The organism is Kiloniella sp. (genome assembly GCF_048259265.1).
GTDB lineage: Bacteria > Pseudomonadota > Alphaproteobacteria > Kiloniellales > Kiloniellaceae > Kiloniella.
Map to the genome: position 1 here is coordinate 473,855 of NZ_JBLXHT010000001.1, position 21,004 is coordinate 494,858.

Here is a 21,004-nt window from a genome sequence, read left to right on the forward strand (position 1 = left end):
ATTATTTCTTGATACTTGGCTTGAAAGGGATCATGTATCCCGTCCCTTTTTCCAACCTTATGTAAAACGAGGATGAAGCCATGAGTGATATCTCAATTGGTATTGATTTCGGTACGACGAATACTGTGATTGCTTTGGCTGACCAAAAGGGAGCGGTGAAATCCGTTAAATTCAAGCACGATGATATTCTGCATGATGTTTATCGTAGCCTGCTTTGTTACGAGAAGCATAGTCCGGCTAAAAACTCTAGAGTAGATGTAGCCGGTGGCCCCTGGGCGCTGGAACAATACCTAACGGCGCGCGGTGAAGTGCGTTTTCTTCAGTCTTTCAAAAGTCATATCGCCAGTAAGCTGTTTCAGGAAACGCAAATATTTTCCAAGCGTTTTACCTTGCAAGATATTATGGCTGATTTTTTTACGCAGTTTGTCTCGGATGCCGGAGATCAGATCCCTGAAGAAAAAACAAAGGTCATCGCGGGGCGTCCAATTATCTATGCGGGGCATTCTCCGGATGAAGACTTAGCGCGCGAACGATATGATGCGGCTTATAAAAGTATTGGTTTTTCCAACGTAAGTTACGTCTATGAGCCTGTGGGGGCGGCGTATTACTACGCAAAAAATATTGAGAAAGAAGCAACTATTCTTGTTGCTGACTTCGGCGGCGGAACAAGCGATTTTTCTCTCATCAAGTTTGAGCGTTCAGGTTCAACCTTGCGATCTACTCCTTTAGGCTATGCGGGGGTTGGTATCGCGGGTGATACCTTTGATAGTCGATTAATTGACCATGTGGTTTCTCCGTCTCTTGGTAAAGGCAGCGGATACTATTCCTTGGATCGTAAGGTTCTTGATATGCCCAACAGTTTCTACAATCGTTTTTCCAAGTGGCACGAGCTTGGGGTTTTGAAAAGCCCAACAACCCTTCGCGAACTTCGTGAACTAAAATCAGTGGCGGTTCATCCGGAAATGATCGAAGCCTTTATCGATGTTGTCGATAATGATTGGAGCATGGATATTTACGATGCCATTTCCAAAGCGAAAATGGCTTTAACTCATAGTAATGAAACGAATTTTTCGGTTCACTTCAGTGACAAAAAAATTGAGAAGACGATTTGTCGACAAGATTTTGAAAGCTGGATTGCCAAGGATTTGGCTGTGATCGAAAAAAAGGTCGATAACTTGTTACTGGAAAGCAAGATTCCTCTGTCTCAGATTGATAAGGTCTTTATGACGGGGGGAACATCTTACGTTCCGGCTGTGCAGACGCTTTTTGCCAAGCTTTTCGGAAAAGATAAATTGGCAAGCGGGAAGCAACTTGAATCCGTTGCTTACGGCCTTGCTCTGGTAGGTCAAGACCCAGACTCTCAAAGCTGGGCTGTTTAGATCGTGACTGCTTATGCTTTAAAGTAAGGATCGGGTTGCTGAGTAGAGAGATGCTCGAATTTGTTTTAGGCGCAAAACGGGCCGCCGTCTGAGTTAGAGGGCAGCCCGTTCTTCTTCCAAGAGGAAGATATCTCGCCTTAAGCGACGTTCACAGAACGCCGATCAGACTTTAATAGCCTTCACGTTCCATACGTTTACGTAGAAGTTTGCGATAGCGACGAACTGCTTCGGCACCCTCGCGCTTTCTGCGCTCACATGGTTTTTCGAAGTGACGACGCAACTTCATTTCACGGAAGACACCTTCGCGTTGCAGCTTTTTCTTAAGCGCGCGAAGAGCCTGATCAACATTATTATCACGAACGTGTACTTGCACGGGCGATCAGCTCCTTTCTAACGTCAGTCCATGATTGGTCTGACAGAGTTTTCTCGGTTACCCGAGTTGAACACATAAAGAACAACCGCTGGACCGATGGTACAGCAGGTTCATGGCAGTACCTATCACAGCCTTTTATGAATGTGAAGGGAAGAATAAAGAGCGCCCCAGATTCTTTAGAGATTCTTTTTCCCAGTATTTCTGTGCTTTAGCACTATAATATGATAACTTTTGCAAAGACACGGCGTTTTATTTTGATCCTGTGTAACCAGAGTTCCATAGTATAAACATGACCTTACTAAATATATCAAAAATGGGGCATCCTGTTTTACGACAGATTGCTGCATCTGTTTCTGATCCGACATCGACCGAAATCCGCGAGCTTGTTGAAAACATGGTCGAGACCATGACAGAGGCTGGTGGTACAGGTATAGCAGCCCCTCAGGTTTTCGAGTCGAAACGTATTTTTGTCTTCTTCGTTTCCGAAGATCGCGCCAATGCTGAGGCTGAAAGAATGGGGATTTCGATAGAGGGCGAGGCAGCTGTGCCTTTGACTGTTCTTGTGAACCCCGAAATTGATTTTATCGGTAATCAAATAGATGAAAGCTGGGAAGGGTGTCTTTCCATTCCGGGCTTGATGGGGAAAGTTCCCCGCCACAGGTCAATTCGCTATCGCGGGTTGGGGCTTGATGGTAAGCTTATAGAGCGTGAGGCCACCGGGTTTCATGCACGCGTTGTTCAGCATGAATACGATCATTTGAACGGTGTTCTCTACCCAGAACGAATGACAGATATTAAATCACTTATTTTTTCATCAGAAGTCGGTTATCAAAAAGCTGATGAATGAGATCTTTGGGGTAAGTGGAATGTTTCTGCATACTATCTTCCCGGAGCAAAATTGTACGTGAGCTAGGAAACTTAAGGAATCGTGATATGAGCGAAGCAAAAAAAGTCAAACTGTTAGAAGCTTTGTTATGCATTGTTCCTTTTGAGGGGTGGAGTGATGCTGCTCTTACTGAGGCGGGAACCAATTGTGATCTCTCATCTCAGGATGTTTCCATTCTCTTTCCAAGGGGCATAACTGATGTGTTGCGATTTTATAATCAGCAGCTTGACCATCAAGTTATGGAAAATTTGGAAAAGAATGGCGCGGTTGACATGAAAGTACGCGATCGAATTACATTAGCTGTAAGAACCAAACTGGAGCTTATGACACCGGATCGTGAAGCCATTCGCAAAGGCGTAAGCTTTTTCACAATGCCGCTTAAGGCTACGGAAGGTATGCATAATGTTTATGATACCGTCGATGCCATGTGGTTAGCCGCCGGGGATACATCCACCGATTATAATTTTTATAGCAAGCGCTTGTTGCTTGCGGGTGTTTATAGTTCGACGCTTTTATTTTGGTTGGATGATTGTTCTGAAGATTTTGAAAAAACCTGGAGCTTTCTTGATCGACGTATTGCAGAGGTTCTCAAAATTGGCGGCGCGTTAGGTAAAACAATAGGTAAGGTAAGTGCGCTGGCCAATAAATTTCAAGTTTGTGTCCCTTTTTCCAAGAAGAGCCCGTAAGAGAAGTTTGTCATTCTTAGCATCTTTGTCAGATCGGTTGATCGTGGAATATTTTTTTGAGCCAGTGGTTAGCCGGGCGACTACGGCCTTGGGTGTTGATGACAAACTCTTGACCTTTAGGGGCCGACTTTAACTCCCAGCCTTTGGGCGTTGGTGTCCATTTGTCCGCGTTTCGGTGATAAGATAGTGCGGGTGTCGGGTGTGCAAACCATTTAGGTAAACTCCAGACAGAGCGAGTGGAACCCTCAGCAGTCAAAACTCTATCCTGATCGATCTGGGAGAAAACGCCTCCGCCGGGAATATCGAGTTCTTGCCGACCGATCTTTAATTTGTCTTTTGCAATATAAAGGGTGTTGTTTACCCCGAATGAATGTGTGAGGTGAGGATGATCCGCATAGGCTGGGGATTGTTTTGCTGTAGAGTGAATATCAGTGCCGATGTTGATCACCTTTTGAATCTGTAGCCATCCATAGATAACGTGTAGGTCTGGTTGTTTGGGCAAAGGGCGCAAATTATTATCTACGCACCTGAACCAGCCAAAGAAGAGAAATAAATCTCCAGCAGTAATGCCTTGATTGGCAAGATGTTGTTGAGCTGCACCATATTGCCCAAAGCAACAGGTCCAATCGGGATGACGTGGAAGGCTGTCGGGATAGAGATCTGGGTCCAGATGCGCTCTGTCTTGAGGGGAAGCTGCTTTGGGTTTTAGCTTCTCAATGACAGCCCCTAAGTGCCCAATCGGCGAGGCGATATCCTGATAAGTCTTTGGCCCCATTGGGTGAGGGATGGGCAGGGAAAACATTTTTCCATTGGGTAGGATTGGGCTCGGACCACCGCCATACTGGGCATCAAACCCTTTTCGACTCAGGATAATCCGCATCTCATCACGATGTAAATTAATTCCGGGGAATGATCCGGGTAAAGTGGCCCATTTTGCGTCCGGGTTTTGCTTCGTCTTTTCCATATAGATGAAGCTTACTGGCGGGATCAGAGAGGATCTCTTCCCATTTTTCAACATCGTCCCCGAGTAGGTTTGTCATGACGGCATCCGAGTGACGGAAAACAGATCCAAGGTTTAATCCTGCAATGGAGCGGATAAACTGTTCAAACTGGGATGTGACGCAGGCATCCATGGACCAATGACCAGAATTGTGTGGGCGTGGGGCCATTTCGTTGATCAAGATTTCATCATCCGTTGTGACAAACATCTCTACGGCCATCATGCCGACGAGTTCCATTTCTTCGGCCATGTGTCGCGCCAAAGCTTCTGCGCGATCACTAATTTTTTGCGAAATGCGTGCCGGGACGATTGTTTGGTCCAGAATATGGTTTTTGTGGCGGTTCTCTACTGGAATATACGCCTGACAGTCACCTTGAATACTTCTGGCTACGATAACAGAAATTTCCATACGGAAATCGACTAGGGCCTCTACAACTAACTCTGCTTGATCCAAATTTGGGGCAACTGCATTCCATGCATCGGTTAATTTCGTATCAGCAGCTATAAAAGTTTGTCCCTTGCCATCATAACCCATTTCGGTGGTCTTTAAAATGCAGGGGCGTCCCATGTCTCTGACAACACGATCAAGTGATTCGGGGTTCGTAACTTCCATATAACGTGTCGTCGGAACGTTAATAGAGTTGCAGAAATCCTTTTCACGTAATCGATTTTGGCAAATGTGTAGAACGTTTGGACCAGGATTAACCGGGATGCGATCAATCAGAAACGCCGCTGTTTTGGCAGGAACATTTTCAAATTCATAAGTGACAACATCAACGTGTTCAGCAAAATCAGCAAGGGCCTTTTCATCATCATAAGCTGCTGTCGTTGAATATTTAGAAACTTCACTTGCAGGACTATCAGCTTCGGGACAGTAGATGTGGCAATGATATCCCAGCTCAGCAGCCGCAGATGCAGCCATTCTTCCGAGTTGTCCACCCCCAAGAATACCAATAATGGAACCTGGGGCGAGTGGGGCTGAAAGCGACTTGCTCATAATCGTTGTCTCCACGGATGTCCGTAAAACGTTGCCTGAATAATAATAGGTGTCTTAATTATAGGGTATCAACTGGCTCTATGGCGACAGCATCAGTTTGTTTTTGACGCCAGTTATCCAGAGCTTCTGCAATGTCTTCGTTTTGCAGCGCAAGTACTGAGCCTGATAAAAGAGCTGCGTTGATCGCGCCAGCTTTACCAATTGCCAATGTCCCAACGGGTACTCCGCCCGGCATCTGGACGATTGACAGCAGGCTGTCTTGTCCCTTGAGGCTTTTGCTTTCGATTGGAACACCAAAAACAGGTAATGGCGTCATAGCGGCTGCCATCCCCGGCAAATGCGCAGCACCACCAGCACCTGCGATAATAATGCTCAGACCTCTGCCGCGCGCCGTCGTGGCGTATTCAACCAGACGATCTGGGGTTCTATGAGCAGATACGATACGTTTTTCGTAAGATATACCCAAGGCTTCGAGGGTTTCGGCCGCATGTTTCATCGTGGGCCAGTCGGATTGGCTACCCATGATTATACCAACTTGCGGAGATTTCTCGGACATTGCTTAATCCTGATTTAGCTGTGTATCGGAGCGCATTATTAAGACGTGTGAGAAAAGAAGGCAAGTAAAGAGAACACAATGCTTTGTCTGGAAATTACGGAAAATTACCGTTTTTTGGTAACTTTATGTAAAATGATTGTATATAAAGTGCGTTGAGTATTTATTTTTTGGCGCCTCGTTTGATGGGATGGCTTTAAAATAACAGATGTTCCGGCAGGAAGCTGGAATGAAAATAAAGCAAAGGGATTGCTTGTCGTATGAAGGTCCAAAGACCAACCGGTGGAACTGGCTCTGTAAGCAGTGTCGGGCGTGTTTCGGCAACACCGACTGTAAAACCAGCACAAAAAGTTGATGGAGTGTCTGATGCGACAGCTCCTGTAGATGTTGCCTCGATTGGAGGCATTCCAGAGGCCGAGTTCACGCCAAAGGTTCGTGCTGCGATCGAGAAACTGATGAAAGAAGTTCAGGATGTTCGTCAGGAGTTGGATCAGGCCAAAAAAAGAGTGGATTACCTTGAAAAGCTCGCAGATCAGGACGTTCTGACACCTGTTCTAAATCGCCGTGCTTTTGTGCGCGAGCTTGATCGGATGATGGCATATAGCGAGCGCTATGAGGTGCCGGGTAGCGTTATTTATATAGATGTGAATGGCATGAAAGAAATCAATGACGGGTTGGGGCATGAAGCCGGTGATGAGGCTATTAAACATGTTGCATCCACATTGCTCAGTAATGTGCGTTCTTCTGATATTGTCGGGCGACTGGGGGGGGATGAATTTGGTGTGATTTTACTTCAGGCTCCTCCGGATATCGCAGCAGAGAAAGGACAGTTATTGGCTGGGGAAGTTGCAAAGATACCTTTTGATTATGAGGGCAATTCTGTGAATGTTCATGTTTCCCATGGTGTCCATAGTTTTCAGGGCGGGGATGCTGATGCGGCGCTCAAAGCAGCTGATAGGGCAATGTATGAACAGAAAAAAGCCAAACAAAATACTTCAGGAGAACGAGATGTCTCTTAGAGGTATCTGAAAACGTACCCCTAATCGGTTAGAAAATATTTAGGTTTTTGCAACCCGTGTCTGGGAATGCTTGTTCAGGCTATAATATCTGGCAGCAACTTGCTTTCAATTCTGTTCATGCTGTCTTTGAGATTAAGCTTTTTCTTTTTTAATCTTACAAGCTGTAACTGATCAAACGGAGCGTGCTCTTGCAAGCGGGCGATAATATCATCCATGTCTCGATGCTCCTGTTTGAGCCTTTCAAGTTCTTCGATTAGCTCTTTTCTACTACTACCTGTTGTATTTTCCACGTGTCAGGGTCTCTTGAACTCACATTTAACAGAAGGAGTTACTTATACTCTGACTTTAAAAATAAACATAGTTTTTGTGTAAGTTTTATTTCGATCGTTGTGGATTTGGTGAAAAGTGCCTGATTTTGGTTTGCTGAAAGAGCATTCTAGATAACAGTTAAGAGCGATTCGATAGTTTGTTCTTTATTCACAGTGCGCTATAAGCTGTGGTGAAAATGTTTGATCAAAGCCAGTTGCCCATAAATCCTTTTTGGAACTTCTCTCTTGATGTTTACGGACAGCAAGGGGTTGCTCCTGCCTGTCTGGTTTTACAGGAAAAGTATGATCTGGATGTTAATTTATTGCTTTTTTGCTGTTGGGCCGGATTTTGCGGAAAGCAACTGAGCACAAAAGAACTTTCCGGTTTGATCTCTGGTATTGAAAAGTGGCGAGATCATGTGATCCAACCCTTACGCGATATTCGGACATGGATGAAGTCTGAAACCATAAATGGTTTTCGCCATACAGAGGGATTGCGAAATCTTGTGAAAGATTCGGAACTATGGGCCGAAGCTTTGCAGCAAAACTTTATGCACCTTCATATGACGTTGCGACCTGCATTATTACCCTCGTCAGGAATGGCCGCAAAAAACATGGTTTTATATTTGGAGCTATGTGAAGTTGACGCCATTGGAACCGTGGATTGTGCTGACTTGGCCGCAATTGTTCGTGGCGGGTTCCCAGAGTTGCCACCTTTGGAAGCTGTGTGGCTGTTTCAGTAAAAGATCTAGCTAATTTTCCTGTCGCATCATTGGCGGGTGCTCAGGTAATCTAGCCTGGTGTGTGGGACTTGGTTTAGGATGATAAGTTGGTGAAGACCAAGTCCGATTTACAGGTCACCGGGTTTCAAGTCCAAATTATCGAGTTTCAAGTTCAGTTCTCTGGGCGCTTCTTGCTATTTTCATCCCATCGGTTCATCCCCGGGATCTCGATATCAAATAAATCAAGAATTCTACCCAAGCTATAATCTACCATTTCGTCCAAGCTATTTGGTTTGGCATAAAAGGCTGGAACAGGCGGTGCGATGATTGCGCCCAGCTCGGACAGGTTGACCATGGTACGCAGGTGCCCTGTGTGAAGTGGTGTTTCCCGAACCATAAGAACCAGTTTTCTGCGTTCTTTTAAGATAACATCTGCTGAACGGGTCAAGAGACTCGAGGTGACACCACTTGATATTTCAGACATGGTTCTGACAGAACAAGGGGCAATCACCATGCCGAGTGTTCGATAAGACCCGCTGGAAAGGCAAGCGGCAATGTCTTTGACATTATGAGTGACATCAGCAAGGCTTTTGACGTCTGAAACTTTTAAATTACTTTCGTAAGTCAATGTGATTTCAGCAGAATTACTCATGATTAGGTGAGTTTCAATATCGGTAGGGCGTAAGATTTCCAAGAGGCGAATACCGTAGGTTACACCGCTTGCTCCGCTGATTCCGACAATAATTCTCTTCTGCGTCATGGGTAACTATCTTTCACAAATATGATAAAAAAATGAAATATATATTGCCTGGCTCTTGGCAAGTTTGTCTGACAGGTCTAGCATATATACACGCTGTCTTCTCAACAATGTTTGTGGGTTTGGGTTGGTACGAATAAAACAAGATAACTGCGGTTGGGACGCTTTGGAAATTTCCCATATGCGAAAGCCTAATAAACGGCCTGCGGTCTTGATTTTGCCATCTCAAACACGATCAGTACTTTCTAAAAATTTTTTCAGATATTGTAATGGAGATTTTTCAGGAAAATTTCTAGTGCAATGATGATTCTTGGAGAAATTAATTGAAGTAAAGATTCACAACATTAAGTGTGATTGGTAGCAATTGAAACTTAGTATTTAAAGGGAGACGAATATGGCCACTGCCGAACGCATCGAGTCCTTGCGCACAAAACACGTTACTTTAGAGAGCGCTATTGATCAGGAGAGTACGCGCCCGCATCCCGATGAATCCCTACTGATGTCACTTAAAAAGCAAAAGCTTCGCGTTAAAGACGAAATGCAAATGTTGAGTGATCCCCACTAAGAATGCCGAGGTATTTAACGTACCTTTTGCTTGCATTTAGATAAATGAAAAAAGCACTCGCTCGGTTGTCCCGGGCGGGTGTTTTTTATTATCTTGCCTGTAAAAAATTTGTAAAATAATTATCTAATGCAGGCTTCTGTCTATTGGGGAAATTGATCCCCTAGTTAATATGCAGCAAGCTATTCTGACCAGTCGGGGAGGCTGGATAAAAAATATATAATCATGTTGGGACAACATCATGGGTTTATTTGATGACGTGCAAGCACGTTCTTTGGCAGAGTCAGAGACTTTCTGGGCCGAAGCCGCATCGGAAATTAATTGGTATAAGTCATATGCCAAAGTGCTAGACGACACTGACGCGCCATTTTACCAATGGTTTAGCGGGGGAGAACTAAACACCTGCTATAACGCGCTTGATCGACATGTAGAACAGGGGCAGGGCGATCAGACAGCCTTGATATACGATAGCCCTGTCACCGATACAAAAGAGAATATCAGCTATTCCGATCTCTTAAATCGTGTCGCCAAATTTGCGGGGTCACTTGTTGAGCTTGGTGTTGCAAAGGGTGACCGCGTTATTATTTATATGCCAATGATACCGGAAGCGGCGGTCGCAATGTTGGCTTGTGCAAGGCTTGGTGCTGTTCACTCGGTCGTCTTTGGCGGATTTGCAGCTAATGAGCTTGCAACGCGTATAGATGATTGTAGCCCGAAAATTATCGTCTCTGCTTCTTGCGGTATAGAGGTGAGCAAGGTTATTCCCTATAAGCCTTTGCTTGATGAAGCGATTGATCTTTCAACGCATAAGCCTGATCACTGTGTAATCTGGCAACGCCCGCAAATAGAAGCATCTATGACAGCCAAGCGCGATGTGGATTGGGCACAGGCAGAGGCGAAGGCCTCGGCTGTTGATTGTGTCCCTGTTACTGCGACAGATCCGCTTTATATTCTCTATACTTCTGGAACTACAGGGCAGCCCAAAGGAATTGTGCGTGATAATGGCGGGCATGCTGTTGCCCTGCATTGGTCGATGAAGAATATATATAATGTTGAACCTGGCGAGGTCTTTTGGGGGGCGTCGGACGTCGGCTGGGTTGTAGGACATTCCTATATTGTGTACGGGCCGTTAATTTACGGGGCAACCTCTGTCATGTACGAGGGTAAGCCTGTTGGCACGCCCGATCCCGGTGCATTTTGGCGTGTTATCTCCGAACATAATGTTTCCGTTCTCTTTACAGCCCCCACAGCTTTCCGGGCAATCCGTCAACAGGACCCAGACGCTACTTATCTGGAAAAGTATGATCTTTCGCACTTTAGAACTTTGTTTCTTGCTGGGGAGCGATGTGATCCTGATACATTGAATTGGGCGTTGGAAAAACTAAAGGTCCCGGTCATTGATCACTGGTGGCAGACAGAAACAGGATGGCCGATAGCCTCTAATTGTCTTGGAATTGAAGAATTACCTATTGTGGCAGGATCTCCTGCCCGATCAGTTCCCGGGTGGGATGTTCGTATTCTTGATGCTGAAGATCATAATGAAATGCCTGCGGGGGATATCGGGGCAATTGTTTGTAAGCTTCCTCTGCCGCCAGGAACTTTCTCGACCCTTTGGAATGCGAAAGAGCGCCACCGCCAAGCTTATTTGACAAGTTTCCCTGGTTTTTATGAAACAGGGGATGCTGGTTATAAAGATGAAAATGGTTATATCTATGTCATGTCCCGAACAGATGATATTATCAATGTCGCAGGACACCGCTTATCAACCGGGGCGATGGAAGAAGTTTTAGCGGCTCATGAAGATGTTGCAGAGTGCGCGGTAATTGGCGTGGCAGATAAACTCAAAGGCCAACTACCACTCGGCTTTATGGTTCTAAAAGCGGGAGCCATAAAATCTCATAGCGATGTTGTTGCCGAAGTTATACAAAAAGTCAGGCACGATATTGGCCCGGTTGCGGCCTTCAAGCTTGCTGTGGTCGTCGGACGGTTACCCAAGACGCGATCGGGTAAAATTTTGCGTGCGACAATGCGTAAAGTTGCCGATAACGAAGACTATAAAGTTCCCGCGACCATTGATGATCCGGCCATTCTGGATGAGATCAAGGCATCTCTGCAAAGCATTGGTTACGCGAAGTCGTAACGTGGCAATTGTTTCTGGTGGGGATTGTATCTATTGATCCATCCTGAAATATGTAAGCTTATTTCAGGACGGGACAACCTATAAAAAAGGCCTCTTAAAAATAAGAGGCCTTTTTGGGTTTTTGATGTGTAGGATATTAATCAGTCTTTTTGAAGGCGCGTGTGAAGGCTTCGTAGGGATCTTCCGGAAGTTCTTCTTTGACCGGTGCAGCTACAACTTCCTCTTCCATTGGTTCTGGTTTTGGAATGATGCGGCCAGCTTTTTCAGCTTCTTTGATCGCTTTGTCGATTGTCGCGTTCAGGTCGACTTGCTTACAAAGGCCAAGCAGAACAGGATCGCGAGGACGAATGTTACTAATATTCCAGTGAGATCGATCTCTGATCGCCTGAATGGTTTTCTTTGTCGTACCAATCAGTTTTGAAACATGGTTGTCCGTAAGCTCTGGGTGGTGGCGAACCAACCATGCAATTCCATCTGGTTTATCCTGACGTTTTGCAATTGGGGTGTAACGAGGACCCTTTGTCCGTTTGGACGGCTGTGGCAAATCATCCTGCTGATAAAAACGCAAAGATTTTGACGAATCCTTCTCGCAGCGTTCTAGTTCCGCGCGAGTGATCTGAGAATTTGCAATGGGGTCCATTCCCCGAATACCTACAGCGACTTCACCATCGGCAATTCCTTGCACTTCGAGTGTGTGAAGTTGACAGAATTCTGCAATCTGCTCAAAGGTTAGCGATGTGTTCTCGACCAACCAAACGGCGGTCGCTTTTGGCATTAGTGGTTGAGACATTGGTTCTCCTAATCGTGCCGTCGGCTAATGATCCTTCGGCTACGGTAATACGTATCCAACGGGTGGCTTACCCCGAATATACCGCGAGGCCAAGCAGTAAATAAAGGATTGAGGTGTTTTTTTATTAATTAGCTGGCTTTGGGGCTATTTTTCAAGTTTTAAAACAATTTTTCCGATATGTTTGGATGATTCCATTAATTTATGAGCTTCAGCAGCTTCTTCCAATGGTAGGACTTTGTAAATCAGAGGACCAAGCTTACCACTTTCAATTAACGGCCAGACTTTTTCTGTTAGATTGTTACCTATCTGGGCTTTAAATGCTCTGGAACGTGCACGCAGGGTTGACCCGGTGATTTTTAAGCGTTTGAGCATCACAGGCATAAAGTTTATATCTGCCTGTGATCCGGACAAGAAAGCGATGAAACAGAGGCGGCCATCTGTTCCCAAACAGGAAATATCGCGTTGTATGTAGTCTCCGCCGACCATATCCAGAACGACATCGACGCCTTTTTTCTGGGTGAAAGCCTTAGATTCTTCTACAAAATCCTGTGTTTTATAATTAAGAGCCAAGTCGGCCCCGAGATCCAGGCAGGCTTGACACTTTTCATCGCTACCTGCTGTGGTAATCACTTTGGCGCCAAAAGCTTTGGCCAATTGAATGGCGGTTGTACCAATGCCAGAGGTTCCGCCATGGATCAGAATAGTTTCGCCGGGTTTAAGCTCACAGCGATCAAAAACATTGCTCCACACAGTGAAATAGGTCTCTGGTAGCGCAGCGGCTTGTTCCATCGAAAGATTCTTTGGTATAGGCAAACACTGTCCAACCGGGGCAGTACAATATTCAGCGTACCCACCGCCACCAACAAGGGCGAGAACCTTGTCTCCTGGTTTATATTGGTTGATTTGTGCCCCTGTTTTGACAATCGTTCCTGATATTTCAAGGCCGGGAATATCGGATTCTCCCGGGGGAGGAGGATAGAGACCTTTGCGTTGAATCACGTCTGGGCGATTTACGCCAGCATAACTGACTTTTATAAGGACCTCATTTTCTGCGGGGGCCGGGATCGGACGGTGTGTCGGCACCAGCTGATCTGCGTCACCGTACTCTTTGATTTCAATTACGGTCATTTTTTCGGGGAATGGTCCGGAAGTATCTTGTGCCACGCGTTTACCCTGTCGGTTATTAATCTACTGTTTCTCTTTTAGATCTTCAGTTTAATATGCAGAGACGGCTATTGCCAATGACAACAATTGATATGCTCGAAATTCATAATCAGGAATTGATACCAAGGTATATGTGGCTGTATGTGAACAAACCGTATGAGAGCAAAAAAGTGGGGATGGTATGGATATTGATGATCTTGAGCCTAGAAAAGGTAAGCCTCAGCTCAAAGATTTAGAGCCTATGGGGTTAGATGAATTAAGAGAATATATTGCGCGGCTAGAGGACGAGATCACGAGAACACAGATAGAAATAGATCGAAAAGAAAAGCATCGTCAGGGGCTGGACGGTTTGTTTAAAGCTTAAGTCCAGTCATTGGGGTGTTTGTCGCGCTGCAAAACTGTAACGATGGTAAGGGGGCATTTTGTTCGTCAGTTTAGAAATAGTTTTACCAGTCTTTGCAATTATCTTGTCGGGATACATCGCTGGTAAAAGACAATGGGTGTCTTCTGCTGCTTTGAAGGGGCTATCCTTTTTTGTATATTATATGGCAATCCCGGCCCTTTTGTTCCGTACAATGGCTCAAGGGAACTTGTCAGCGGATATCGACTTTTCTCTTATCGTTGCTTTCTACAGCGTTTCACTTTCTATTTTTATTTTGAGCGCGGTTCTCGGACGCTTCTTGTATGGGCATGGGCTAAAAGAAGCTGCTGTGATGGCAATGGGGGCGACCTATGGCAATCTTTTATTACTTGGTTTTCCCTTAGTCTATTCTGCTTTTGGAGACAAAGGCATGGTCCCTTTGACCATGTTGATTGCTTTTCAAGCTCCGATACTTATGGCCTTAACGTCGATGTTGACGGAATATGACCTGTCGCGTGAAGGGGATGGAGGGCAAGGGGCCAAAACCATGTTGCTTTCTTTGGCAAAAGCGATTTGGAGCAATCCCATTATCATAGGACTTATCGCAGGTGGGCTTTATCAACTTTCAGGTTATGAGTTTGTCTCGGTTATGGATCGTTTCACGGCTTTGTTAGGTGGAGCTGTTATCCCCTGTGCCCTTTTTTCATTGGGGGTATCCCTTACTGAATTCAAACTCGCGGGTGATTTGAAACAAAGTTTTTTAATTGTTGTGTTAAAAACAATTATCTATCCCTGCATCGTTGCAATCCTTGTTTTTAACGTTATTGATGTTCCGCCTTTGTGGGCAGCAGTTGCTGTTATTTTGGCCGCGCAGCCGACAGGTGTGAACGTTTTTATCTTAGCGCAGCAATATGGGGTCTTTACGGCAAGGGCGGCGTCTGTCGTGCTTTCTTCTACGATTCTATCTGTTGTTACGGTAACGATGTTGATCGCATACTACGTGAACGTCTTGCCCAAGTAATTGTTATCAATTCTAATATTACAGGAGAAATAAATGTCGGGCCTCAAAGGGAAAGTGGCGGTCATTACAGGATCGACCAGCGGTATTGGTAAGGGGATTGCTGAAATTTTAGCAGCAGAAGGTGCTGATATTATGCTGAACGGTTTTGGGGACCGATCCGAAATTGCAGACCTAGAGAAAAAAATCGCCGCGGATTTTGGTGTAAAGGTAGCCTATTCAAGTGCTGATATGAGTAAATCATCTGAAATCACGGGTATGATATCTGAGGCTCAAGAAAAACTTGGTGCTGTTGATATTTTGGTGAATAACGCAGGGATTCAGCATGTTTCACCTGTCGATGAGTTTCCTGAAGAACGCTGGGATGCGGTTATTGCCATTAACCTCTCGTCTGCCTTTCATACGATAAAGGCGTCTTTACCTGGGATGAAAGAAAACGGATGGGGCCGTATTATCAATGTTGCTTCTGCACATGGTTTGACCGCATCGCCAAATAAATCAGCATATGTTGCGGCAAAGCATGGCGTTGTAGGGTTGACCAAGGCGGTTGCGTTAGAGGTCGCGACGAAGGGGATTACCGTGAATGCGATCTGTCCTGGGTGGGTCTTAACTGATTTGGTTCGTGCTCAGATCGAGGCCCGAGCAAAAGAGAGTGGTAGAACTTTTGAGGAAGAAAAGCGGGCTTTGGTTTCTGAAAAAACGCCATCTCAGGATTTTTCAACACCTGAACAGATAGGTAAGCTTGCTGCTTTCTTATGTAGTGAAGCCGCGGATCAAATGACGGGGGCACCCTATTCAATAGATGGGGGATGGATGGCACAATAATTTACAAGCTATTATTATAGTTATTTATTTTGCATCTGAAGAATACTAGAACCTAAGGGAAGCTTTTTATTTGCTTCCCTTTATTTTTGCCTCTTGAAAAAGAAAAAATAGATCTTAAATCTTTAAGTGTAAGAACAAGATTTATGTTGTTAACTCTTTTTTAGTTCATTTCTTATAATCTTGTAATGTCAAAAAAGGTTTTTTAGTTCTTTTATTACTATTTGTCTTTTTTTTGATGCCTCCCTGTTGACTTGCCGCCGGTTTTTTACCGGCGGATTTTTTTTGCGTAATGCTTTGATATCATTTGAATAAGCATTGGTTCAGAGAGCGAAAAGCGCCTGAAAAAAGGCAAATTTTGTCGTAAAAATGTCAAAAAACAAAACAACCCCTTGACGAGAGGCTCGAGTCTTCATAACCTCTTGCATAACAAAGGCAAGTTGACAGGGTGGACAAACAGACCAAACGACATAGATCGTAATGTCTGTTAGATATATTGCCAAAAAAAATAAAGGCCGAGCTTATCGAATATAAGCTCGGCCTTTGGCATTTTTGATCTGAAAATTATTTCTGATCTATTAGCTCAGGTTCTTTGGAATCCCCATTTGAAATTGGGATAGTTCGTGGTTTTTTTGATTCTGGAATCTCGCGTGCCAACTCAATGACAAGAAGGCCGTTTTCAAGATTTGCCCCAGTTACCTTAATATGGTCTGCCAAATCAAAGCTTTTTTCAAAGGACCTATTTGCAATTCCTCTGTGTAAATAGGTGACTTCTTCGTTTTTATCGCGTTCTTTTTTACCGGAAACATGAAGAGAATTTTCCTTGATGGTGATCTCTAGTTCGTCCTGTGCAAAACCAGCAATAGCCATTGTGATGCGATAATCATGTTCGGCTATTTTCTCTATGTTATAAGGGGGATAGCTGGATGTTGCCGTGTCTGGTCGGGTGGATGCATCAAGCATATTCATCATGCGATCAAAGCCGACAGTTGCACGTAGTAATGGTGTAAGGTCACGATGGTGCATTGCGTGTTCTCCTTCTGAGCAACAAGCTAAACAATGAGCCTACCGTCATGGTCAGGCTCGGGAATACTAAGAAGCCCTATTGGCACTCCTTGTACTGTTTGAGTTAGGATGTGATCTGAGTGTTTTCAAGATATGACCATAAAAAAATAGCGGGATGATTTCGGAGTATGATCTTCTTTCATGAAGCACTGGCAGAAACTACTGACTGAGTGGCCTCTGAACCCTAGGGTTTCAAGTCGGTTGTTTGGGCCAAGAATTTGTTAAGGCCCTTATGATAAGCTGGGTAAAACTCTGCATGTGTCTGTGTTATTATGCAGAATAGCGACGATCAGGCGGTTATGGTTACGTATCTGGATTCGACTTATCAAGAAGCCTTGTCTCTCACCAAAGAGGCGAGGGACTATTTGGCCGATAGAGCCAGTAACCGGCATCCATGGTTAAAGCCGGAAGACAGACTGCAAATTTGTTGTGAAAGTATGCGTCTTACAACGCGACTGACACAGGTTGTGGCATGGCTTTTGTTGCAAAGAGCTGTTCTTAATGGCGAGATAACTTTGGATGAGGCTAGACAGCCGGATAACAGAATCTCTGGTCGCCACGTTTGTGAAGCTGCAGATGAATTACCAGATGGTGCTGACCCAAGAATGGTTGATTTGATGGGGCGCAGCTACCAGCTTTATATGCGTGTGGCGAGACTGGATTCTCAATTGGATAGAGCAAAAAAAAAGGCTCCGTAAAACGGAACCTTTTTTAACATTTAAACAGTTTGGCTTAGTTCTTAATGCCAAAAGCTGCAAAACGCTTGTTGAACTTAGCAACCTGACCACCGGTATCAACCAAGCGGTGCTCGCCAGTCCAAGCTGGATGACTCTTAGGGTCAATATCAAGACGCATAGTATCGCCTTCTTTGCCCCATGTAGAGCGTGTTTCGAATTCACTGCCATCAGTCATTACAACTTTGATGGTGTGGTATTCTGGATGAATATCTTTTTTCATAGTCCGTATCCCCTTAGGAAGCGGGGGCTATTTAACCGAACCTGCGCCAAGAGGCAAGTTAATTCCACGAATCGTGTAAATTTACCTGTCAGAGGCATAGGGTCGCATTGAAGCCGTTAATAAATTGTGGTTTCTCATACTGGAGTGCAAAGGTCAATTCCGTTATTAGGTAAGTTATTATTTTTATGGAGTCCAGAAATGGAGTCCTTTATTAGGAAAGATAAGTATGAGCCGCAACAGTGGAAAGAGTTTAGCTGCCGCATCGAAAGAAGATGCGCCTAAAAGCAAAGAGTTAAAGCATCTGTTGTTGTTATGGCAGTTTGTGCGGCCATACAAACTACAAATCTGTGGTGCGATGATTGCTCTCGTCATTGCTGCAGGCACTGTGTTGGGACTAGGGAGAGGGCTTAGAGCTTTGATCGACCAGGGTTTTTCCAGTGGGAATGGCGAACTTCTTGATCAGGCTGTTTTTGTTCTTTTTGGCGTAACGGTCCTTTTAGCCTTGGCTAGTTATTCGCGATATTTTCTGGTGTCGTGGATTGGTGAAAGGGTTGTTGCCGATATACGTTCCGCCGTATTTGGGCATATTATTAAGATGTCTCCTGCCTTTTTCGAAGTCACCAGAAGTGGTGAAGTTCTTTCAAGACTGACAACGGATACAACGCTTTTACAGGTTGTTGTTGGGTCGTCTTTCTCTATCGCTCTTCGTAATTTATTGATGTTTTTCGGTGGGTTAGTTCTTCTTATTGTGACGTCGCCGAAATTAACGGGGTTTGTTGCGCTTGTTATTCCTTTTGTATTGATCCCAATTCTATTCTTTGGCCGGAAAGTGCGGACCCTGAGTAAAGACAGCCAAGACAGGATTGCAGACGTTGGTGTATATGCTGATGAGACAATCGGGGCGATTCGTACCGTACAGGCTTTTAGCCATGAAGCGCTTGATCGCCAGTATTTTTCGGATCGTGTCGAAGATGCTTTTACCACGGCAGTGACGCGAATCCGATTTCGAGCACTTTTGACGGCGATTGTTATCGTACTCGTTTTCGGTTCGATCAGTGCGATTCTTTGGGTTGGAGGTCGCGATGTGTTGGAAGGTCGTATAACCGCCGGTGAGCTGTCCTCTTTTGTCTTCTACGCAATTGTTGTCGCGGGATCACTGGGTGCCTTTAGTGAAGTAATAGGCGACTTACAACGGGCGGCTGGAGCAACAGAGCGTCTGTTGAGCCTTCTGGCTCTAAAAACAGATATTGCGGCACCAGAAGCTCCAACACCGTTGCCTGCAAAAATTAAAGGGGCAGTCTCTTTCAAAGATGTGAGTTTTAATTATCCGTCCAGACCAACGCAATCGGCGATGACAGCGTTTTCTGCGGATATCAAAGCAGGTGAGAAAGTGGCTATTGTCGGGCCTTCTGGGGCAGGGAAAACGACAGTTTTTCAGTTACTGCTTCGTTACTATGATGTGCAACAGGGCGCTGTTGAGATTGATGGTGTTACTCTTCCCGACTTTGACCCTGTTGAAATGCGTAAACACATTGGCTTGGTTTCTCAAGAGCCTGTGGTTTTCTCGGCGACTGCCTACGAGAACATTCGCTATGGCCGTCCAGATGCGAGCCGAGAAGAGATAATCAATGCAGCCAAAGCTGCGTCTGCACACGAGTTTTTGGAAAAGCTTCCTGATGGATATGATACTTACCTCGGCGAGAAAGGTGTGCGTCTTTCTGGTGGACAGAGGCAGCGTCTTGCCATTGCGCGGGCTATCCTGAGAGATCCAGAGATTTTACTTCTAGATGAAGCAACGTCTGCTTTGGATTCTCAAAGTGAAGTTGCGGTTCAAAAAGCATTAGATAATCTGCTGGATGGGCGAACAACAATCATGATTGCTCACCGCTTGGCGACGGTCTTGAAAGCAGATCGTATTTTGGTCATGGACGAAGGCCGCATCGTGGCAAGTGGAACGCATGCTGAGTTGGTTAAGCAGGACGGTCTTTATGCACGGTTGGCAGAGCTGCAGTTCGGTCCGGATCTGGATGCAGAGTTAACGGTCCAAGCAGCAAGCTAAGCTTCTTTTTTTATTATCCTGGGAAAAAATAAGCACCTTATGGGCGCTGATGAGGTGACCTATTAACGTTGTGTCAGTTTTAGCTCTATACGGCGGTTACGTCTGAAGGCGATTTCATCACGACTGCTGTCTAAGGGCTGGAACTGGCCAAAGCCTGTTGCAGCCAGTCTGGATGCCGGTATGCCTTGGGTTATCAGAAATTTAACAACGGAAATAGATCTCGCTGTTGAGAGCTCCCAGTTCGAAGGGAATTCAGCTGTAGAGATCGGTTGTACATCAGTATGGCCATCAACACGTAAAATCCAGTCAATATCATCGGGGATATTGGCAGAGAGCTCTTTGAGGGTTTTTGCCAATTGTCCCAACTGCTCTTGCCCACCAGCTTCCAGTGTTGCTGAGCCACTGGAAAAGAGGACTTCTGACTGAAAGACAAAACGATCTCCAACAATCCGGATGTCTTGCCTATTGCCTAAAACCTCCCTTAGCTTGCCAAAGAATTCTGATCTGTATTTAGCCAGCTGTTGTACCTTTGTGGCCAGTGCAACGTTGAGGCGTTTTCCCAGATCTAAAATCTGTGTTTCCTGTGCAGCATTAATGGCTTCGGTGATTTCCAGCGTAGCTGAGATATCCGAGAGTTGTTGACGAAGCGCAGCTATCTGTTGGTTTAGGAGTACGACTTCGGTTTGAGCTTCTTCTGTAAGGGCTTTCTGCCCCGTAATACTCGTTTCTGCGGTTGCGAGCTTTGCCGTCAGATTGTCCCGGAGCTCTTTCAGCAGGGCTATTTCAGCGAGTTGGGTTTCAACTTTCTCTTTATCAGCTTCAATAACTTTATAAGCGTCTTCCAGTTCGGCATTTACTTGTGCTGATTCTCTAGACAGCTTGGCAGCAGCCAATTCCAATGCAGAAAGCTGATCTTTTATGCTCTTCTTGTCGTTTTGAAGTTGTTGTTTTTCGGTTGCGAGCTGGTCGTTGTTTTCTTGTAACAGAGCTTGTGCGCTAACAAGGTCCTTTAATTGCTTACTGACAGAGAGTAATTCGCCTTCCAGATTTTCTTTGTCTTCCGAGAGAGACGCTAATTGATTCGCGAGACTGTCACGTGAAGATATGGAGCTTTGTAATTCTGTTGTTAGCTGTGTCACGCTGGACCGCAATCGAGTGTTCGCCGATTTCTCTAGTGAGAGGAGTTCTGCAAGCTCGCTAATTTCCCTGTTGAGGTTTGAAAGTGCCTTGTCTTTACCGCTGAGTGCGTTGCTGAGGGTGAACTGGGCAACCATGAAGACCATGAGCACGAAAATGATGACAAGAAGCAATGTTGCCAAGGCATCGACGAAACCAGGCCAGATATTGATAGATCTTTTACTACTTCTGCGGCTGGCTGAAAACATT

The 21,004-nt window shown here is 45.2% G+C and carries 23 protein-coding genes; 12 read left to right on the forward strand and 11 right to left on the reverse strand.

Features of this window, described 5'->3' with window-relative positions:
* Window positions 1-80: 80 nt before the first annotated feature.
* Complete coding sequence (locus ACN0QW_RS02255) at window positions 81-1,379, forward strand: Hsp70 family protein (protein WP_417428398.1); 1,299 nt, start codon at window positions 81-83, stop codon at window positions 1,377-1,379.
* Between the two features lie 169 nt (window positions 1,380-1,548).
* Here the strand turns inward: ACN0QW_RS02255 and rpsU are convergent, their stop codons facing one another.
* Window positions 1,549-1,752: a 30S ribosomal protein S21 gene (rpsU, locus tag ACN0QW_RS02260; protein WP_046508209.1), complete on the reverse strand. Its 204-nt coding sequence runs from the start codon at window positions 1,750-1,752 to the stop codon at window positions 1,549-1,551.
* Window positions 1,753-2,041: 289 nt separating this feature from the next.
* Between rpsU and def the strand changes: the two genes are divergently transcribed.
* Together def and ACN0QW_RS02270 are read left to right on the forward strand one after the other, a co-directional pair.
* The gene (def, locus tag ACN0QW_RS02265) at window positions 2,042-2,599 is read left to right on the forward strand and encodes a peptide deformylase (RefSeq protein ID WP_417428400.1); all 558 of its coding nucleotides are present in this window, start codon (window positions 2,042-2,044) and stop codon (window positions 2,597-2,599) included.
* 86 nt (window positions 2,600-2,685) lie between these two features.
* Entirely contained in the window at window positions 2,686-3,324 is a 639-nt protein-coding gene (locus ACN0QW_RS02270) for a COQ9 family protein (RefSeq protein ID WP_417428402.1), read from the forward strand.
* A 28-nt stretch (window positions 3,325-3,352) separates the two neighbouring features.
* On the opposite strand, the gene ACN0QW_RS02275 is transcribed toward ACN0QW_RS02270, so the two are convergent.
* The 3 genes from ACN0QW_RS02275 to purE are packed head-to-tail and all read right to left on the reverse strand — an operon-like array spanning window position 3,353 to window position 5,877.
* Window positions 3,353-4,288 carry a hypothetical protein gene (locus tag ACN0QW_RS02275; RefSeq protein WP_417428404.1) on the reverse strand — a complete coding sequence of 312 codons (936 nt, stop codon included), beginning with the start codon at window positions 4,286-4,288 and terminating at the stop codon, window positions 3,353-3,355.
* The gene (locus ACN0QW_RS02280) at window positions 4,221-5,321 is read right to left on the reverse strand and encodes a 5-(carboxyamino)imidazole ribonucleotide synthase (protein WP_417428406.1); all 1,101 of its coding nucleotides are present in this window, start codon (window positions 5,319-5,321) and stop codon (window positions 4,221-4,223) included. Before ACN0QW_RS02280 ends, ACN0QW_RS02275 begins: the two co-directional genes overlap by 68 nt.
* A 58-nt stretch (window positions 5,322-5,379) precedes the next feature.
* Complete coding sequence (gene purE / locus ACN0QW_RS02285; protein WP_417428408.1) at window positions 5,380-5,877, reverse strand: 5-(carboxyamino)imidazole ribonucleotide mutase; 498 nt, start codon at window positions 5,875-5,877, stop codon at window positions 5,380-5,382.
* 257 nt (window positions 5,878-6,134) lie between these two features.
* Here purE and ACN0QW_RS02290 point away from each other — a divergent pair, with 257 nt between their 5' ends.
* A complete protein-coding gene (locus ACN0QW_RS02290) occupies window positions 6,135-6,893 on the forward strand; it encodes a GGDEF domain-containing protein (RefSeq protein WP_417428410.1) in 759 nt (252 codons plus the stop codon).
* 74 nt (window positions 6,894-6,967) lie between these two features.
* Here the strand turns inward: ACN0QW_RS02290 and ACN0QW_RS02295 are convergent, their stop codons facing one another.
* A complete protein-coding gene (locus tag ACN0QW_RS02295) occupies window positions 6,968-7,183 on the reverse strand; it encodes a YdcH family protein (RefSeq protein WP_417428412.1) in 216 nt (71 codons plus the stop codon).
* A 215-nt stretch (window positions 7,184-7,398) separates the two neighbouring features.
* On the opposite strand from ACN0QW_RS02295, the gene ACN0QW_RS02300 reads away from it, so the two are divergent.
* Window positions 7,399-7,944 carry a TIGR02444 family protein gene (locus ACN0QW_RS02300; protein ID WP_417428414.1) on the forward strand — a complete coding sequence of 182 codons (546 nt, stop codon included), beginning with the start codon at window positions 7,399-7,401 and terminating at the stop codon, window positions 7,942-7,944.
* A 151-nt stretch (window positions 7,945-8,095) separates the two neighbouring features.
* On the opposite strand, the gene ACN0QW_RS02305 is transcribed toward ACN0QW_RS02300, so the two are convergent.
* Window positions 8,096-8,683, reverse strand: a complete 588-nt coding sequence (locus ACN0QW_RS02305; RefSeq protein WP_417428416.1) for a UbiX family flavin prenyltransferase — start codon at window positions 8,681-8,683, stop codon at window positions 8,096-8,098.
* A 391-nt stretch (window positions 8,684-9,074) separates the two neighbouring features.
* Here ACN0QW_RS02305 and ACN0QW_RS02310 point away from each other — a divergent pair, with 391 nt between their 5' ends.
* Together ACN0QW_RS02310 and ACN0QW_RS02315 are read left to right on the forward strand one after the other, a co-directional pair.
* A complete protein-coding gene (locus tag ACN0QW_RS02310) occupies window positions 9,075-9,245 on the forward strand; it encodes a YdcH family protein (protein WP_082130264.1) in 171 nt (56 codons plus the stop codon).
* A gap of 238 nt (window positions 9,246-9,483) precedes the next feature.
* Window positions 9,484-11,382, forward strand: a complete 1,899-nt coding sequence (locus ACN0QW_RS02315) for a propionyl-CoA synthetase (RefSeq protein WP_417428418.1) — start codon at window positions 9,484-9,486, stop codon at window positions 11,380-11,382.
* A 136-nt stretch (window positions 11,383-11,518) separates the two neighbouring features.
* Here the strand turns inward: ACN0QW_RS02315 and ACN0QW_RS02320 are convergent, their stop codons facing one another.
* Together ACN0QW_RS02320 and ACN0QW_RS02325 are read right to left on the reverse strand one after the other, a co-directional pair.
* A complete protein-coding gene (locus ACN0QW_RS02320; RefSeq protein WP_299373627.1) occupies window positions 11,519-12,172 on the reverse strand; it encodes a DUF1013 domain-containing protein in 654 nt (217 codons plus the stop codon).
* A 144-nt stretch (window positions 12,173-12,316) separates the two neighbouring features.
* Entirely contained in the window at window positions 12,317-13,300 is a 984-nt protein-coding gene (locus ACN0QW_RS02325) for an NAD(P)H-quinone oxidoreductase (RefSeq protein ID WP_417428721.1), read from the reverse strand.
* 217 nt (window positions 13,301-13,517) lie between these two features.
* Here ACN0QW_RS02325 and ACN0QW_RS02330 point away from each other — a divergent pair, with 217 nt between their 5' ends.
* From ACN0QW_RS02330 to ACN0QW_RS02340, 3 genes are read left to right on the forward strand one after another with little or no spacing between them, the layout of a single operon-like run.
* Complete coding sequence (locus ACN0QW_RS02330) at window positions 13,518-13,700, forward strand: DUF1192 family protein (protein ID WP_417428420.1); 183 nt, start codon at window positions 13,518-13,520, stop codon at window positions 13,698-13,700.
* Between the two features lie 58 nt (window positions 13,701-13,758).
* Complete coding sequence (locus ACN0QW_RS02335) at window positions 13,759-14,718, forward strand: AEC family transporter (protein ID WP_417428422.1); 960 nt, start codon at window positions 13,759-13,761, stop codon at window positions 14,716-14,718.
* Between the two features lie 33 nt (window positions 14,719-14,751).
* Window positions 14,752-15,540, forward strand: coding sequence for a 3-hydroxybutyrate dehydrogenase (locus tag ACN0QW_RS02340; RefSeq protein WP_417428424.1), 789 nt, complete (start codon window positions 14,752-14,754; stop codon window positions 15,538-15,540).
* A 561-nt stretch (window positions 15,541-16,101) separates the two neighbouring features.
* Here ACN0QW_RS02340 and ACN0QW_RS02345 read toward each other — a convergent pair.
* Entirely contained in the window at window positions 16,102-16,563 is a 462-nt protein-coding gene (locus ACN0QW_RS02345) for an Hsp20 family protein (RefSeq protein WP_417428426.1), read from the reverse strand.
* A 311-nt stretch (window positions 16,564-16,874) separates the two neighbouring features.
* Here ACN0QW_RS02345 and ACN0QW_RS02350 point away from each other — a divergent pair, with 311 nt between their 5' ends.
* The gene (locus ACN0QW_RS02350; protein ID WP_417428428.1) at window positions 16,875-17,300 is read left to right on the forward strand and encodes a DUF1465 family protein; all 426 of its coding nucleotides are present in this window, start codon (window positions 16,875-16,877) and stop codon (window positions 17,298-17,300) included.
* A gap of 34 nt (window positions 17,301-17,334) precedes the next feature.
* On the opposite strand, the gene rpmE is transcribed toward ACN0QW_RS02350, so the two are convergent.
* Window positions 17,335-17,559, reverse strand: a complete 225-nt coding sequence (gene rpmE / locus ACN0QW_RS02355; protein ID WP_085901212.1) for a 50S ribosomal protein L31 — start codon at window positions 17,557-17,559, stop codon at window positions 17,335-17,337.
* A 226-nt stretch (window positions 17,560-17,785) separates the two neighbouring features.
* Between rpmE and ACN0QW_RS02360 the strand changes: the two genes are divergently transcribed.
* Entirely contained in the window at window positions 17,786-19,618 is a 1,833-nt protein-coding gene (locus ACN0QW_RS02360) for an ABC transporter transmembrane domain-containing protein (RefSeq protein WP_417428430.1), read from the forward strand.
* A gap of 62 nt (window positions 19,619-19,680) precedes the next feature.
* On the opposite strand, the gene ACN0QW_RS02365 is transcribed toward ACN0QW_RS02360, so the two are convergent.
* A complete protein-coding gene (locus ACN0QW_RS02365; RefSeq protein ID WP_417428432.1) occupies window positions 19,681-21,003 on the reverse strand; it encodes a peptidoglycan -binding protein in 1,323 nt (440 codons plus the stop codon).
* Window position 21,004: the final 1 nt, after the last annotated feature.

Bases quoted from the DNA above. Each gene is read 5' to 3' on its own strand.
- ACN0QW_RS02300 (WP_417428414.1), top strand. From the start codon at position 7,399: ATGTTTGATCAAAGCCAGTTGCCCATAAATCCTTTTTGGAACTTCTCT.
- ACN0QW_RS02305 (WP_417428416.1), bottom strand. From the start codon at position 8,683: ATGACGCAGAAGAGAATTATTGTCGGAATCAGCGGAGCAAGCGGTGTA.
- ACN0QW_RS02360 (WP_417428430.1), top strand. From the start codon at position 17,786: ATGAGCCGCAACAGTGGAAAGAGTTTAGCTGCCGCATCGAAAGAAGAT.
- ACN0QW_RS02315 (WP_417428418.1), top strand. From the start codon at position 9,484: ATGGGTTTATTTGATGACGTGCAAGCACGTTCTTTGGCAGAGTCAGAG.
- purE (WP_417428408.1), bottom strand. From the start codon at position 5,877: ATGTCCGAGAAATCTCCGCAAGTTGGTATAATCATGGGTAGCCAATCC.
- ACN0QW_RS02275 (WP_417428404.1), bottom strand. From the start codon at position 4,288: ATGGAAAAGACGAAGCAAAACCCGGACGCAAAATGGGCCACTTTACCC.
- ACN0QW_RS02345 (WP_417428426.1), bottom strand. From the start codon at position 16,563: ATGCACCATCGTGACCTTACACCATTACTACGTGCAACTGTCGGCTTT.
- ACN0QW_RS02320 (WP_299373627.1), bottom strand. From the start codon at position 12,172: ATGTCTCAACCACTAATGCCAAAAGCGACCGCCGTTTGGTTGGTCGAG.
- def (WP_417428400.1), top strand. From the start codon at position 2,042: ATGACCTTACTAAATATATCAAAAATGGGGCATCCTGTTTTACGACAG.
- ACN0QW_RS02280 (WP_417428406.1), bottom strand. From the start codon at position 5,321: ATGAGCAAGTCGCTTTCAGCCCCACTCGCCCCAGGTTCCATTATTGGT.
- ACN0QW_RS02340 (WP_417428424.1), top strand. From the start codon at position 14,752: ATGTCGGGCCTCAAAGGGAAAGTGGCGGTCATTACAGGATCGACCAGC.
- ACN0QW_RS02330 (WP_417428420.1), top strand. From the start codon at position 13,518: ATGGATATTGATGATCTTGAGCCTAGAAAAGGTAAGCCTCAGCTCAAA.
- ACN0QW_RS02350 (WP_417428428.1), top strand. From the start codon at position 16,875: ATGCAGAATAGCGACGATCAGGCGGTTATGGTTACGTATCTGGATTCG.
- ACN0QW_RS02255 (WP_417428398.1), top strand. From the start codon at position 81: ATGAGTGATATCTCAATTGGTATTGATTTCGGTACGACGAATACTGTG.
- rpmE (WP_085901212.1), bottom strand. From the start codon at position 17,559: ATGAAAAAAGATATTCATCCAGAATACCACACCATCAAAGTTGTAATG.
- ACN0QW_RS02290 (WP_417428410.1), top strand. From the start codon at position 6,135: ATGAAGGTCCAAAGACCAACCGGTGGAACTGGCTCTGTAAGCAGTGTC.
- ACN0QW_RS02325 (WP_417428721.1), bottom strand. From the start codon at position 13,300: ATGACCGTAATTGAAATCAAAGAGTACGGTGACGCAGATCAGCTGGTG.
- ACN0QW_RS02310 (WP_082130264.1), top strand. From the start codon at position 9,075: ATGGCCACTGCCGAACGCATCGAGTCCTTGCGCACAAAACACGTTACT.
- ACN0QW_RS02270 (WP_417428402.1), top strand. From the start codon at position 2,686: ATGAGCGAAGCAAAAAAAGTCAAACTGTTAGAAGCTTTGTTATGCATT.
- ACN0QW_RS02365 (WP_417428432.1), bottom strand. From the start codon at position 21,003: ATGTTTTCAGCCAGCCGCAGAAGTAGTAAAAGATCTATCAATATCTGG.